This is a genomic window from Cryobacterium algoricola (genome assembly GCF_004402485.1).
GTDB classification, from domain to species: domain Bacteria; phylum Actinomycetota; class Actinomycetes; order Actinomycetales; family Microbacteriaceae; genus Cryobacterium; species Cryobacterium algoricola.
Window position 1 is genome coordinate 196,149 of sequence record NZ_SOFG01000023.1, and the last position, 14,808, is coordinate 210,956.

Consider the following 14,808-nt stretch of genomic DNA (forward strand, 5'->3'; position numbering starts at 1 on the left):
CTACGGCATGCTGCTCCGCGACTAGGTGCGGATTCGGATGCGCCTAAATCTAGGGAGGTCGCGTGGCGAGGATGTTTCCGGTGAATGACGGTTTCAGTCACTGAACCCCGCGCCGGCCTCTCTTCCAGATTAAACCTGAACGAAACACTCCATTGACTCCCCGAAATGCGGTGCGTTTATGTTGGACGCATGTCCGATAAAACTGCCACGGCGACTGCAGCCCCGGAAACCGCCACCGGGCGGCCGCTGCTCTCGATCCAGAACCTGTCCATTTCCTTCCGAACCGCCCAGGGGGTGTTCACCGCCGTCACCGACGCGAATCTCGAACTGTCCGCGCGGTCCACTCTCGCCGTCGTCGGTGAATCGGGCTCCGGTAAGTCGACGATGTCAGCGGCGATCAACCGCCTGCTCGCCCCGAACGCGACCATCACCTCCGGGAAGATCCTCTTCAACGGGATCGACCTCGCCCAGGCCTCCGAGGCGCAGATGACCGGGGTACGCGGGGCCGGCATCGGCCTCGTGCCGCAGGACCCGATGTCGAACCTCGACCCGGTCTACCGGATCGGCCACCAGATCACCGAGGCCCTCGAGGCGCACGGTGCGACGCCCTCCGCCGCGCGCCTCCGGGCGATCGAGCTGCTCAGCATGGTCGGCATCCCCGAGCCCGAACGCCGTTTCCGGCAGTTCCCGCACGAATTCAGCGGCGGGATGAGGCAGCGCGTGCTGATCGCGATCGGGCTGGCCTGCCGCCCGCAGCTGCTCATCGCGGACGAACCGACGAGCGCGCTCGACGTCACCGTGCAGCGGCAGGTCCTCTACCAGCTCTCCGCGCTGACCGAGGAGATGGGTACAGCGCTCTTCATGATCACCCATGACCTCGCCCTCGCGGCCGAGCGTGCCGACGAGGTGCTCGTCATGTTCCGCGGCAGCATCGTCGAGCACGGCCCGGCGCGCCAGATCCTCGAGGATCCCCAGCACGAGTACACGAAGCGCCTGCTCCTCGCCGCTCCGAGCCTCGCCGTGCGCCGCGGGGAGACCCGGAAGGCGACGCCGTACGCGACGCACCAGGCCGCAGGAACGGGCCATGTCGACAACATCATCGAGCTTTCCGCGGTGCGCAAGGAGTTCGTCGTGCGCAGCGGGTTCCTGTCGCGCCCGCAGCGGTTCGTCGCCCTCGCCGGGTCGACCTTCAGCATCCCTCGCGGCAGCACCGTCGCGATCGTCGGCGAGTCCGGCTCGGGCAAGTCGACGACCACGAGACTCGTGCTCGGGCTCGACGCACCCACCTCCGGGTCGATCACCTTCGAAGGCGCCGAGACGAGCGCATTCACGAAGAAGGAACTCTTCGACTTCCGGCGCCGGGTCCAGCCGGTGTTCCAGAACCCGTTCGCCTCGCTCGACGCCCTCTTCACCGTCGGCGCGACGATCGTCGAACCCCTCGTCGTTCACGGGTGGGGCACGAAGGAATCCCGGGCAGTCCGGCTGCTCGAACTGCTCGACGCAGTCGCCCTCCCCGCAGACATCGCGGCCCGCTACCCGCACGAGCTCTCGGGTGGCCAGCGCCAGCGCGTCGCCATCGCACGCGCGCTCGCGCTTCAGCCGGAACTCATCGTGCTCGACGAAGCGGTGTCAGCCCTCGATGTGCTCGTGCAGGCGCAGATTCTCGACCTGCTCACGCGTCTTCAGCACGAATTCGGCCTGAGCTACCTGTTCATCAGCCATGACCTCGCCGTCGTGCGGCAGATCAGCGACTTCGTGCACGTCATGCAGAACGGCGTCATCGTCGAGAGCGGTACCCCGGACGAGATCTTCGACTCGCCCCGGGAGCAGTACACCCGGGAACTGCTCGCCGCGATCCCCGGCTCCCGCATCGCGAGCTGACCCCCGCCGGACGAACGAAGCGGCGCCCGGACACAGTCCGGGCGCCGCTTCTTTCCCTTCCGCTCAGCGGCGGGTGGCCTTCACGTCGAGGGCGTCCCGCAGGCCGTCGCCGATGAAGTTGATCGCGAGCACGATCGTGAGCATCGCGAATCCCGGCGCCGCGGCAATCCAGGGCTGGTAGAAGTTCTTGGCGCCGTCGGTGATCATCGCACCCCACTCCGGAGTGGGCGGAAGGGCGCCGAGACCGAGGAAGCTCAGCGACGCGACCAGCAGGATGACCTGTCCGAGGTCCATGGTCGCGTTCACCAGGATCGGGGTCAGCGACTGCGGCACGATGTGCCGGAACAGGATGCGCGGACCGCTCGCACCGATCGCCACGGCCGACTCGACGTGCTCCCGCTGCTTGATCGACAGCACCTGCCCGCGCATCAGCCGTGCATAGATCGGCCACCAGACGATCACGATCGCGATCAACGCGTTGTTCAGGCCGGGGCCGAGCGAAGCGGCGACCGCCATCGCGAGCAGGATCGCGGGGAATGCCATCGTCATGTCCGCGATGCGCATGATCACCGCATCCACCCAGCCGCCGAAGTAGCCGGCGACGGCGCCGAGCACGCTGCCGATCGTGACGGAGACCACGATCGCGACCGCGGCGATCGGAAGCGAATAGCGGGCACCGTACAGGGTGCGGCTGAACACGTCACGACCGAGCGCATCCGTACCGAACCAGTGCGCCCCACTGGGCGTGAGCAGCCGTTCGCCCACCTGCTTGATCGGGTCGTACGGCGCGATCCACTGCACACCGATGGCGGCGACGATCCAGAAGGCAAGCACCACGTAGCCGAAGATCATCGGGGGCCGCAGCCAGGCGGATGCCGACCCGCGCCTCCACAGGTCGCGGGCGTTTCCGGCCAGGCTGGGCAACGAGATCGCGGTCATGCGAGCCTCACTCTCGGGTCGACGACGGCGTACACGATGTCGGTGGCCAGGCTGGCCAGCAGGAAGATGGCGCCACCGACGAGGGTGACCCCGTTGATGGCGGGGTAGTCGAGGGTACGCGTGGCGCCGACGGCATAGGAGCCGATCCCGTTCCAGGAGAAGATCTGCTCGACGAGCACGGCACCGGTGAGCAGCGCGCCGAACGCGAAGCCCACGATCGTCACGACCGGGGTGAGCGAATTGCGCAGCACATGGTGCCGCATCACGAACCCGTCGCTGAGGCCCTTCGCGCGCACGGTCCGCACGTAGTCCGCGTGCATCTCGTCGAGCATCGACGCCCGGACCAGTCGGCTGATCGTGCCGACCAGCCCCCAGCCCAGGATGAACGCCGGCAGGATCAGGTGGCTGACCGCATCGAGGAAGAGCGGGATGTTTCCGGCGAGCAGGGAGTCGACCGTGTAGAAGCCCGTGACGTTCGCGGGAGGTTCGATCCTGGCCGAGAGCCGGCCGGGGCCGGGGAGCACGCCGAGCTGGGCGTAGAAGACGAAGAGGAAGACGAGGCCGGTCCAGAAGACCGGGAGGGACGATCCGAGCAGGGAGAAGAACCGGCTCAGGTGGTCGGCGAACCTGTCCTTCCGGCTGGCCGAGATCACGCCGAGGGCGATACCGCCGAGGGCGCCGATGAGGAGGGCGACGATCGTGAGTTCGAGGGTGGCGGGAAGACGGCTGAGCAGGTCGCTCGTCACGCTTGATTTGGTGCTGAAGGATGTTCCGAGGTCGCCCTGGAGCAGGTGACCGAGATAGTTCAGGTACTGCGTGAAAATGTCCTGGTCGAGACCCCAGCGCGCCTTGGCGGCCGCGACGATCTCTGGGTTGTTGAGGTTGCGTTCGCCGACGAGCGAGGCGATCGGGTTCGCCGGCAACAGCCGGGAGATCACGAAAGCGATCGTCACGATGCCGAGCAGAAGCAGCGGCAGGATGGCGATCCGTTTGAGGATGAAGCGAAGCATCTGGAACTCCGTAAAATGCGGGGCGACGGTACAGGCAGGGCGACGGTACAGGCAGCCAGTGCGGGGCGTGGACCGGGTCCGCGCCCCGCACTGTCGCTGGGCGGTGGCTTACTTCGTGAGCCCGAGCGCCCCGAGGTCGACGTTGCAGCACGGGCTGTAGGTCACACCCGTGATGTCGCTCGCGTGGGCCATGATCAGCTGCGGGTTGACGATCGGCAGGATATTGACGTCGTCGGCCATCAACTGGGCGAGCGACTGGTAGCTCGCCGTGCGCTCGGCCCCGGTCTGGGCGAGCGCAGTCGTGAGCCCGTCGACCTCGGCCTGGTTGACCGTCTTGCCGGCCAGGGACGCGAAGTTGGCGACGTAGCCGCCGTTCGGGATCAGGCCGAAGTACTGCACGTACTGGCTCGAGTCCGTGTGGTCCGGCGCGAAGTACACGGCCGTGATCGGAGTTCCCTTGCCGCCGATGACGTCGGCCCACTGGCTGAAGTCGACCGGGGTCAGTTCGAGCGTGATGCCGACCGAAGCGAGGTTCTGCTGGATGGCCTGCATCTGGAGGTCGAGATCGACGCCGTACGCGACGATCTTCGGGTACGTCGAGCTGATCGTGAAGCCGTCCGGGTAGCCGGCCTCCGCGAGCAGCGCCTTCGCCTTCGTAACGTCGTAGCTCGGCAGGGCGACCTTCTCACTGCCCTCGAAGCCGTTCGGGATCGGAGAGCCCTGCAGCTTCCCGTAGCCGGCGACGAGGGTCTTGACGATGTTGTCGTAGTCGATGGCGTCCCTGATCGCCTCGCGCACCCGCACATCGGCGAGGGGGGCCCCGCCCTCCGCCCCGGGCATCAGGGCGATGTAGGTGTAGTTGAACGAATCGACGGCCGCCGTCGTGACCGTCGGGCTGTTCTTGAGCTGGTCGAGGGCGTCCGGGCTGATCTGCATGGCGATGTCGACGTCACCCTGCTGGAGCTGCTGGAGCTGCGAGCTCGAGTCGGTGACCTCCTTGAGCGTCACGGTGTCGAAGGTGGGCTTGGTGCGCCAGTAGTTCGGGTTCGCCGTGAGCTTCACGGCGCTGTTGGCCGTGTAGCTGTCGAGGATGTACGGACCGCTGCCGGCGGAGTTGGAGAGGAACCAGTCTTCCGCGGTGTCCGCGGTCGACGCGTCGGCCGCGGCGGATGCGCCGTGCTCGCTGGCGACGTCACTGTTCACGATGCCCAGGTACGACGCCGCGACGATCGCGAGGAATGCCGAGTTGGGTGCCGCGAAGTTGACGACCACTGTCTTCGCGTCGGGGGTGTCGATCGAGGTCATGCCCGCGAGCAGATAGGAGGCGCTGCCCTTGATATTCGCGAGGCGTTCCAGACTCCACTTGACGTCCTTCGGTTCGACCGGTGAGGCGTCCGAGAAGGTCGCAGCGGGGTCGAGCCCGAAGGTGAACTGGGTGTTGTCGGCGTTCGCGGTGAAGGTCGAGGCCAGCCCGGGCTGAAGGGTCTTCGAGTCTTCGGGGCTCACGATCACGAGCCGGTCGTAGAGCGCCGTGAAGACGATCTGGCAGGTGTCGCAATAGCCGCGGTCGGGGTCGAGGGTCGTCAGGTCCATCGCCCTCGCGATCACGAGGTCGTGCTTCGCGACGGCGGTCGTGGCCGCTCCGACGCTGCAGCCGGTCAGCAGCAGGGTTGCGGTCGCGGCCATCGCGACGAGGGAGCGCCATTTGAAGCGGGTGGAGCGTTGTTTCGTGTGCACGTGAGTCTCCTCTGTTGATTGCGTGTTGATTGCGAACCCGGCTGTCCCGCCGGGTCTCACGGTGGCTGCAGCGTCGGAGCCGGATTGCTGGTGGTGGGTGGGGGCGGTCTTGTCAGTCGAACGGGTCAGCCGAACGGGTCAACCGAACGGCTCAGCCGAACAGGGTGCGCGTCTCGGCGAACGCGTCGTCGGTGCGCTCGAGCGCCCACGCGACATCCGCTTCGGTGTGCGCCGTGGAGAGGAACCAGTTGTGGGCGGGGTGCAGCAGCACGCCGCGGCGGACCGCCGCGTCGGTGAAGGCCGCAGCGGTCGCGAGGCTGTCGTCGTCCTCGAAGCGCAGGAACGGCATCGCGGGAGGCCCGCTCTGGAATACCGTGAAGCCGTGCGCAGCGGCCTGGCTCTGCAGTCCGTCGCGCAGGAGCTGGCCGACCCGGTTCATCTGGGCGGGGGTATCGGTCGCCGTGAGCAGGCCGATGTTGGCGATCGCCGCCGCCATCGCGGCACCGGCGTACCAGAACGATCCGGTCGCGAAGATGTCGGCGGCCGGCTGCCGGAGCGAGTCGATGCCGACGACGGATGAGATCGCGTAGCCGTTCGCCATCGCCTTGCTGAAGGCCGTGAGGTCCGGCTCGATGCCGAGCGGCTCCCAGGCGCCGCCGGTGTGCAGCCGGAAGCCGGTGCGGACCTCGTCCATGATCAGCACGGCGCCGATCCGGTCGGCGAGCGCTCGCACTCCCCTGGCGAAGGCCGGGTCGACGATGTACTGGTCGGTGGAGCCGGGGGCGTCGTGCCGGAACGGCGAGAGGATGATCGCTGCGGCGTCCCCTCCGGCCTCGGCAGCGGCCGCCTCGAGCGAGGCGAGGTCGTTGAACTCGAAGTCGATGATGTTCGCGCGGTCCTCCGGCGTGCTGCCGAGCGGGTTCGGGTTGAACCAGGCATTCGCGCCGTGATAGGCCGTGCCGCCCTTGAGCAGTTTCTTCCGGCCCGTCGCGGCCCGGGCGATCGTCACCGCGAGACTCGTCGCATCCGTGCCGTTCTTGGCGAACATGGCCCAGTCGGCGTGGGCGACGGTGTCGACCATCAGTTCGGCGAGCTCGACCATGCGTGCGGTCGGGCCACCGAGGGCGTCGCCACGCTTCTGCTGGGCGAGGGCCGCCGCGTCGACGACCGGGTTGGCGTAGCCGGAGATCATCGGGCCGAAGGAACACATGAAGTCGAGGTATTCGTTGCCATCGACGTCCCAGAGGCGGTTGCCCTTGCCCTCGGCGTAGAACTGGGGGAACCCGGCCGGCATCAGGGTCACGTTCATGTGCCCGTACATCCCGCTCGGAATGACCTTCCCCGCGCGGGCGCGCAGCGCGGCGTCGACGGGCAGTTCGGTCTGTTGTGTTGCTGTGATGGTCATCCCTGGCTCACTTCCTGGTCTGTGCTGTCCTCACAGTTTTTATGACACGCGTCCGAAATAAGTTTCTGCCCTGTTACAAGCGAGTAAATTAACTCATGCGTCCAAAAACCGGGCACCCGCCGATGGGTCCCCGCAGTCGACTGGTGCGAACGAGAGAGAGACACAACACATGCCGAAGATTGTCGACCACGAGGAACGGCGCGCCGAGGTCCTCGAGGCCACGTGGCGGGTCATCGCGACCCGCGGACTGGATGCGGCCACGGTGCGCCAGATCGCGAAGGAGGCCGGCGTGTCGAGCGGCGTGCTCGCCCACTATTTCGCCGACAAGGACGACATCCTCGTCCAGGCCCACCGCCTGGCCTACGACCGGGTCTTCCGCCGCGTCGAGGAGAAAATCGGCCGGTCAACCGGGATCGAGGCGCTCAGGGCCACGCTGTACGAGACACTGCCCATGGACGAGAACCGCCGGATCGAGGCCGTCATCGACATCAACTACATCGGCAGGGCGCTCAACGACCCCCGCCTCAAGCTGGTCAGGCAGGAGTCCGCGCAGGTCGCAAGGGGCTGGTGGCTCGGAGTGCTGACGTCGACCGCGGCGGGCGGCCATCTGGCCGTGGACACGAACCTCGAACTGCTCGTCGACCAGATCCTGGTGTTCATCGACGGGATCTCGCTGCAGTCGGTGCTGTTCCCCGACCTGATGACCCCGGAACTGCAGAAGCGGCTCGCCGACGATCTAATCGCCCGCATCCGGGCCTGAGCCCACGGGGCGAGGCGCTAGGCTCGCTTTATATTGGACGCTTGTCCGATAATAACGCGACCGAATGGAGCGCCTCATGCCGCCGACCCGACTCCCCACGATCACCCTCAATACCGGGGCGACGACCCCGCAACTCGGTTTCGGCGTCTTCGCACTGGACGACGAGGCGACCGCCCGCGCGGTCGAAGCGGCGATCGCCTCCGGGTACCGCTCGATCGACACGGCCGCCGTCTATCTCAACGAGCGCGGCGTCGGTCTCGGCATCCGCCGGAGCGGCATTCCGCGCGCGGAACTCTTCGTCACGACGAAACTCTGGAACACCCACCACCTGACCGCCGGCGAAGAAGCCGGGCACAGCCTCGATCGCCTCGGACTCGACTACGTCGACCTGTACCTGGTGCACTGGCCGGTGTCCTCGGCCGGAACGCACCTGCGGGCCTGGGACGGCCTCGAAGAGGTCCAACGATCCGGTGCCACGCGGTCGATCGGCGTCTCCAATTTCTCCCGCGAGCAGGTCGACGAGGTGATCGCACTCGGCGGGACGGTTCCGAGCGTGAATCAGATCGAACTGCATCCCCTGCACTCCCAGCCGGAACTGCGGGCCTTCCACGCCGAACGGGGCATCGCCACCCAGGCCTGGTCGCCGCTCGGCCGCGGTCTCGCCCTCGGCACCCCCGAGATCGGCTCGATCGCACGGGAGCTCGGGGTCACCGAGGCGCAGGCCATCCTGCGCTGGCACCTTCAGCTCGGCACGATTCCGCTGCCCAAGTCGGCGTCCGCGGACCGGATCAGGGAGAACATCGACATCCTCGGCTTCGAACTCGACGCAACGGACATGGCGACCATCGACGCCCTCACGATCGGCCGCCGCGTCGACGAGTCCTACTACGAGTGGGCATGACCGCGTCGGCACACCCCGGTGAACTGCTCACCCGGGGCCACCGCCTGCGTTACGTGTTCATCCTCGGCGCCCTGACCGCGCTCGGGCCGTTCACGATCGACCTGTACCTGCCCGCCTTCCCCGCGGTCGCTGCGGCACTGCACACCTCGGAGTCGGCGGTGCAGATCACGCTCGCGGCCACGACCATCGGTCTCGCTGTCGGCCAGCTCGTCGTCGGGCCCTGGAGCGACGTCATCGGTCGGCGCCGCCCGCTCATCGTCGCGACCCTCGTCCACGTGCTCGCGTCGCTCGCCTGCGCGTTCGCCCCGAACGTCGAGGCGCTGACCGTCTTCCGGTTCCTGATGGGTGCGGCCGCGGCCGCGGGCGGCGTCGTGTCGCTCGCCCTCGTGCGCGACCTCTTCTCCGGACTTCCGATGCTCCGGATGCTCTCCCGGCTCGGGATGGTCAACGGCCTCGCCCCGATCGTCGCGCCGATCCTGGGTTCGCAGTTGTTGCAGTGGATCGACTGGAGGGGCATCTTCGTGGTGCTCGCCGCCTACGGTGCGGTGATCGCCCTCGCTTCGGTGATCGGCATCCGGGAAACCCTCCCGGTCGGGAACCGGATCCAGTCGGGCATCCGCGCGTTGCCCGGACGCATGGGCAGGCTGCTCCGGGACCGCCGGTATCTCGGACTCGCCCTGGTCGGCGGTTTCGTGTGGGGCGGCGAATTCGCCTACCTCGCCGGTTCACCCTTTCTGTTCCAGGGCGTCTACGCGTTCTCGGTTGCGCAGTACGGCCTGCTGTTCTCGGTGAACGCCCTCGGCTTCGTGCTGGGCACCCAGCTCGGAGCGCGCCTCGCAGGCAGGTTGGCCCCGCAGTGGCTGCTCGCCCTCAGCACGACCGTGCTCGTGGTGTCCGCGCTCGTGATCTGCGCCGCAGCCATCGGGGGCTGGGGGCTTCCGCTCGTCGTCGTCCCGCTCTGGTTCTCGATCATGGCCGTGGGAGTGTGCATTCCCTGCGTGCAGGGCCTCGCCCTCGCACCCCACGGGGCGGAGTCCGGACTCGCGGCGTCGCTGCTCGGTGCGATGAACTTCACCGTCGCGGGAATCGTCACCCCGCTGGTCGGCGTGTTCGTCACCGGTGACGCCCTCGGGATGGGAGCGGTCATGCTCGCCTGCGCCGTGTTCGCGAGCGCGGCCTTGTGGGGGCTCGTGCGGCCTCGGTCTGTGCCGGCCCTCGCCCGCTGACGCATCCGGGCAGGGCGGGCTCAGCCGACTGCGTTAAGATTCTCGGGTGTCCCCCTCCATCCTCCGCATCGCCCTCGTCTCCCTGCACACCTCACCGGGTGACGAGCCAGGATCCGGGGACGCCGGCGGCATGAACGTCGTGGTGCGCCAGCAGGCGGAGGCCATGGCCGCGGCCGGCCACACCGTCGACATCCTGACCCGCCGGTCCTCGGCCACGCTGCCGGATGCCGTCGTCCTCGCTCCGCGTCTCACCCTTCGCTTCCTCGAAGCCGGTCCGGCGACACCGATCAGCAAGGGAGCGCACGAGGCGGTCATCGACGAATTCCGGGTCCGGATGGCCGCCCTCGGCGACTACGACGTGATCCACTCGCATCACTGGTTCTCCGGCATGGCCGCGCTCCCCCTCGCCAAGGGTCGCGGCATCCCGCACGTGCAGAGCTTCCACAGCATCGCCGCAGATCCCTCAACACCGCTCTCGGCCGGCGAACGGCCGGAGTCACCGGGACGGATGCACGGCGAAGCCTGGCTCGCCCGCGAATCCGACGCCCTCGTCGCGATCAGCAACGCCGAGGCCGACACCATCGTGACCCGGCTCGGCGGCTCGCCCGAGCGGATCTTCGTGGTCTCCCCCGGTGTCGATGCCGACCTCTTCCGCCCCGCGACCGGCGTCCGCGCCACAGGCCCCGGCTACGCGATCGTCGCCGCCCGCCTGCAGCCGCTCAAAGGACTCGACCTCGCGGTCGAGGCGATCGCAGCGGTCCCTGCGGAACTCCGGCCGGAACTCATCATCGCGGGCGACGCCTCCGGCGACTTCGACGGCTACATCGATGGGCTCCGCGAGCTCGCCGACCGGAACGGGATCGCCGACACCGTGCGTTTCCTCGGTCCGCAGACCCGCACCGATCTCGCGGCGCTGTTCCGCGGTGCCCGGGTCGTGCTCATCCCCTCCCACTCCGAGACCTTCGGGCTCGTCGCGCTCGAAGCCGCCGCGAGCGGCGTGCCCGTCGTCGCCTCGGCGTCCGGGGGCCTCCGCGAGGCCGTGCTCGACGGTGACACCGGGATCGTGCTCGGTTCCCGGGACCCGCAGGCCTGGGGCGCAGCCATCACGACCCTCCTCGACGATCCCGACCTCGCCCGCCGACTGTCCGTCGACGCCCGCGCCCGCGCCGAACGCCTCGACTGGCCGCGCAGCGCCCGGGGGCTTCTGGACGTCTACCGGTGCCTGCTCGAACCGTGCTCCGCGGACGAAGCGGACGAATTCGACGACCGACGTCGGCTGCGGATCGCGTGAGCATCCTCGACGGCCTGCCTGCCGTCCTGCTCGTACACGCGCACCCCGACGACGAGACGCTCACCACCGGAGCCCTCGCGGCCGAGCTCGTCGCGCGCGGCACCCGGGTATCGCTCCTGACCGCCTCCCGGGGCGAGCGCGGCGAGGTCGTCGCCGGGCCGCTGTCCGGGCTCGAAGGCACCGAAGAGCTCGCACGCGTTCGCGAGCACGAGCTGGACCGGGCCGCCGATATCCTCGGGATCGCCGACCGGTTCTGGCTCGGCCAGGCGCCCGCGCGCGCCGCCGGACGGGAGCAGCGCAGCTATCGCGACTCGGGGATGAGCTGGATCAGGGAGGGACTCGCCGGCCCGGCCACTGACGTCGGAGCCGATGCCCTCTCTATTGCACCCCTCGCCGAGGTCACGGCCGATGTCGCGGCGCTCATCGAGCAGCTGCGGCCCGCGCTCGTGATCAGCTACGACCACGGCGGCGGCTATGGTCACCCCGACCACGTGCGCATGCACGAGGCGACCCTGGCGGCGTGCCTGGCCGGACAGACACCCTTTGCCGAAATCGTGCTCGAGCCCGCGACAGACGCCGAATGGCTCGACCTCGAGGCCCAGCGCGCCGTGACGACGGCCGCCCTCCGCTGCTACCGGAGCCAGCTCACGGTCACCGGCGACGGCATGCACCTCGTGCACTCCGGCGGCCAGCGCGAGGAAATCACGACGTCGATCGGGCTGCGCGCCCGCTGAGGGTGTCGATTCGGGGCGTGCTCGCTCGTCATTTCGGTGTCAGTATCTCAACGACCGAAGGGAAGACTCATGCGTTACTCACTGCTCGTGATGAGCCAGGAAGCCGAAGACGCCAACATCAGCGACGAGATGATGGAATGGGGGCGCGCGGCCTTCGATGCCTACGGGAAGTCGCTCGACGCCGCCGGGGTGCTCGTTTCGGCAGACATCCTGCAGCCCGTGTCCGCCTCGACGACCGTCACCGTGCGCGACAGCGCGCTGCGGGTTCAGGACGGCCCGTTCGCCGACACGAAGGAGCGCCTGAACGGCACCTTCGTGATCGAGGTGCCCGACCTGGACGCTGCGATCGCCTGGGCCGAACAGTGCCCGGCCGCCCAGTACGGCGCGGTCGAGATCCGGCCGTCCGCGATCCTGTTCCGCGAGGGACAGTGGCGCAGCCTGGTCTGACTCCGCCGCGCCCGGGGTTCCACGCGGACGCAGCGGCCAGGGTCGAGCAGGCCGCCCGGGAGTCCTCCGGGCGGCTGCTCGCCCTGCTCGCCGCACCGAGCGGGGACCTTCCCGCCGCCGAAGACGCCCTGGCGGATGCCTTCCTCGCCGCCCTGACGCACTGGCCGGAATCGGGTGTCCCCGCCAACGCCGAGGCCTGGCTGCTCACGGTCGCGCGCAACCGGCTCCGCGACCGGTGGAAGTCTGCGTCGGTCCGGCGCGGGGTGCCGCTCGACGAGACCGTCGCCGCCGCGCACTCGGCACTGGACCTGAGCCCGGACACCGGAGCGGACACCGGAGCAGACCCAGACCCGGACACCGCCTCGCTCCCCGACAAACGACTCGAACTGCTCTTCGTCTGTGCGCACCCGGCGATCGATCCGGGCATCCGCACGCCGCTGATGCTGCAGACCGTGCTCGGTATCGACGCGGCCCGGATCGCGGCCGCGTTCGTGCTGCCCGAGCGCACCATGGCCCAGCGCCTCGTACGGGCCAAACGGCGGATCCGGGACGCTCGCATCCCGTTCCGGGTGCCGTCCCGCGCCGAGCTGCCCGGCCGCCTGCCCGCGGTGCTCGAAGCAATTTACGGGGCCGCGGCGATCGACTGGCGCGGCGTCGCCGGTCCGAGCCTGCGCGAATCTCTCGCCGCCGAAGCGCTCTACCTCGCCGTGACGCTCGCCCGGCTGCTCCCCGACGAGCCGGAAGCCCTCGGCCTCGCCGCGCTGCTCTCCCTGTCGCTCTCCCGCGCCCCGGCCCGCCTGGGGGCGTCCGGCGCGGTCGTTGCGCTCGACGAGCAGGACCCGGCCCGCTGGGACCCCGCACTCATCCGGCAGGGCGAGGCACTCCTGCGTCGCGCCCACGCGCTCGGGCGGGTCGGCCGGTTCCAGATCGAGGCAGCGATCGAGTCCGCGCACTGCGACAGGGCCCGCTCCGGAACGACGGATCGGCAGGCCCTCCTAGCCCTGTACACCGCCCTCGTGCGGATCGCGCCGACCCTCGGCGCGCGCGTCGCGCTCGCGGCGACCATCGGCGAGGTCGAGGGCGCGGCGGCCGGGCTCGCGGCACTCGATTCGGTCGCGGCGCTGCCCGGTGCCGAGCGCTTCCAGCCGGCCTGGGCGACCCGGGCGCACCTCCTCGTCCTGGCCGGACGACCGGCGAATGCGCGGCTCGCCTACGAGCGGGCGATCGCGCTGTGCACAGACCCCGGCATCCGTTCGAGGCTGCGGGAGCAGGCGGAGACGATCGGCGCGGGCTGAGCCACGGGGTCAGCGCCGTCGGGTCAGCGGCGTCGGACCCCGGGTTCCGGCTCGGGCCCCGCTTCGGGGAGCAGCGCCGCGAAGGCGGCGAGCGTGTCCTCCATCGCGGAACCGAGCCGGGCGACCTGGTCCGCGCTGACCTGCTCACCCCGCATCGCGGTTCCCTCGACGTCGGCACACGCCGCCGCGAGCGCGCTCGCGCCGACCGTCGCGCTGCTGCCCCGCAGCCGATGCGCCAGCTCGACGACCCGCGTGTCGTTGACGGCGTCGATCTCGGCCCGGAGCGCGCTCAGACGCCGCTCCCCCTGGCTCGCGAAGCTGCGCAGCAGCCAATCCCTCGTTTCGGACCCGACCTCGTCGAGATAGCCGAGGACCTCGTGGTCGATCACGGGTTCCCGGCCCGGGACACCGGGCCGCGGGTCTTCCGCCCCAGCGAACCCGGTAGACCCGGTGGACCCGGCAGCCCCGCCCGCAGCGGCGGCGAGAGTCGCCGCGAGTTCGAGCGGCCGGATCGGCTTGCTGAGATACAGGTCCATGCCCGCATCGAGGCAGGCCTGCCTGGCTTCGGTGGTCGCGCTCGCGGTGAGCGCGATGATGACCGGCTGACGAATCTCGTCGGTGAGCGCCCGAATCCGGCGCGTGGCCTCCAGGCCGTCGATGACGGGCATGTGGACATCCATCAGCACGATATCGAAGCCACCGTGCCCCGCCGCACCGGCCAGGGCCTGCGCGGCCTCCACCGCCTGCACCGCCTCGAGCCCATTGCTCACGGTGTCGACGCGGTGCCCGCCCTTGGCGAGCATCAGCTGCGCCACCTTCTGGTTGACGAGGTTGTCCTCGGCGAGGAGTATCCGCAGGCCGGAGACCGGTGGCCCGGACGGCCCGGTCAGCCCGGACGGCTCAAGCAGTGAGTGCGGCGAGGACGACGAGGTCGACGAGGTCGAGGACGCGGCCTCGTTCGTCCGGCGGCCCGCCTCTGCGCGGCCGCGCCACCCGGCGTCGTCGCGCAGTCTGCGCTCGGCGCGGCCGGTGGCCAGCCAGTCGACGCCGGCGGACGTCCGCCGGTCGGGCCGGACCGCAGTGCGCCAGGCGATGGTGAATGCGAAGGTCGAGCCGACCCCGACCGTGCTCGTCACCTCGATCCGGCCCCCCATGATCTCCACCAGGGCCTGACTGATCGCC

The 14,808-nt window shown here is 69.4% G+C and carries 13 protein-coding genes; 8 read left to right on the forward strand and 5 right to left on the reverse strand.

What is annotated here, in order from left to right; all coding sequences use genetic code 11:
- Positions 1–189 precede the first annotated feature (189 nt).
- Positions 190–1,881, forward strand: a complete 1,692-nt coding sequence (locus E3O44_RS16930; RefSeq protein WP_134535985.1) for a dipeptide ABC transporter ATP-binding protein — start codon at positions 190–192, stop codon at positions 1,879–1,881.
- Positions 1,882–1,944: 63 nt separating this feature from the next.
- Here the strand turns inward: E3O44_RS16930 and E3O44_RS16935 are convergent, their stop codons facing one another.
- From E3O44_RS16935 to E3O44_RS16950, 4 genes are all read right to left on the reverse strand, one after another.
- The gene (locus E3O44_RS16935) at positions 1,945–2,820 is read right to left on the reverse strand and encodes an ABC transporter permease (protein ID WP_134535987.1); all 876 of its coding nucleotides are present in this window, start codon (positions 2,818–2,820) and stop codon (positions 1,945–1,947) included.
- A complete protein-coding gene (locus E3O44_RS16940; protein WP_134535989.1) occupies positions 2,817–3,830 on the reverse strand; it encodes an ABC transporter permease in 1,014 nt (337 codons plus the stop codon). The genes E3O44_RS16935 and E3O44_RS16940 overlap by 4 nt, the downstream gene beginning before the upstream one ends.
- 108 nt (positions 3,831–3,938) lie before the next feature.
- On the reverse strand, positions 3,939–5,567 hold the full coding sequence (locus E3O44_RS16945; RefSeq protein WP_134535991.1) for an ABC transporter substrate-binding protein: 1,629 nt from the start codon (positions 5,565–5,567) through the stop codon (positions 3,939–3,941).
- A gap of 151 nt (positions 5,568–5,718) precedes the next feature.
- Positions 5,719–6,972, reverse strand: a complete 1,254-nt coding sequence (locus tag E3O44_RS16950) for an aminotransferase class III-fold pyridoxal phosphate-dependent enzyme (RefSeq protein ID WP_134535993.1) — start codon at positions 6,970–6,972, stop codon at positions 5,719–5,721.
- A 169-nt stretch (positions 6,973–7,141) separates the two neighbouring features.
- Here E3O44_RS16950 and E3O44_RS16955 point away from each other — a divergent pair, with 169 nt between their 5' ends.
- The 7 genes from E3O44_RS16955 (at position 7,142) to E3O44_RS16985 (ending at position 13,626) form a co-directional block, all read left to right on the forward strand.
- A complete protein-coding gene (locus E3O44_RS16955) occupies positions 7,142–7,732 on the forward strand; it encodes a TetR/AcrR family transcriptional regulator (RefSeq protein ID WP_134535995.1) in 591 nt (196 codons plus the stop codon).
- Positions 7,733–7,808: 76 nt separating this feature from the next.
- Entirely contained in the window at positions 7,809–8,633 is an 825-nt protein-coding gene (locus E3O44_RS16960) for an aldo/keto reductase (protein WP_134535997.1), read from the forward strand.
- Positions 8,630–9,859, forward strand: coding sequence for a multidrug effflux MFS transporter (locus E3O44_RS16965; RefSeq protein WP_134535998.1), 1,230 nt, complete (start codon positions 8,630–8,632; stop codon positions 9,857–9,859). The genes E3O44_RS16960 and E3O44_RS16965 overlap by 4 nt, the downstream gene beginning before the upstream one ends.
- 46 nt (positions 9,860–9,905) lie before the next feature.
- Positions 9,906–11,150 (forward strand): glycosyltransferase, encoded by a 1,245-nt coding sequence (locus E3O44_RS16970; RefSeq protein WP_241976396.1) that lies wholly within the window; start codon positions 9,906–9,908, stop codon positions 11,148–11,150.
- Positions 11,147–11,884: a PIG-L deacetylase family protein gene (locus tag E3O44_RS16975; RefSeq protein WP_134536000.1), complete on the forward strand. Its 738-nt coding sequence runs from the start codon at positions 11,147–11,149 to the stop codon at positions 11,882–11,884. Before E3O44_RS16970 ends, E3O44_RS16975 begins: the two co-directional genes overlap by 4 nt.
- 69 nt (positions 11,885–11,953) lie before the next feature.
- Positions 11,954–12,331: a YciI family protein gene (locus E3O44_RS16980; protein WP_134536002.1), complete on the forward strand. Its 378-nt coding sequence runs from the start codon at positions 11,954–11,956 to the stop codon at positions 12,329–12,331.
- On the forward strand, positions 12,313–13,626 hold the full coding sequence (locus tag E3O44_RS16985) for an RNA polymerase sigma factor (RefSeq protein ID WP_241976397.1): 1,314 nt from the start codon (positions 12,313–12,315) through the stop codon (positions 13,624–13,626). The genes E3O44_RS16980 and E3O44_RS16985 overlap by 19 nt, the downstream gene beginning before the upstream one ends.
- 23 nt (positions 13,627–13,649) lie before the next feature.
- Here E3O44_RS16985 and E3O44_RS16990 read toward each other — a convergent pair.
- Positions 13,650–14,808: response regulator (locus E3O44_RS16990; RefSeq protein ID WP_206751275.1), on the reverse strand; the 1,159-nt coding region annotated here is incomplete at its 5' end.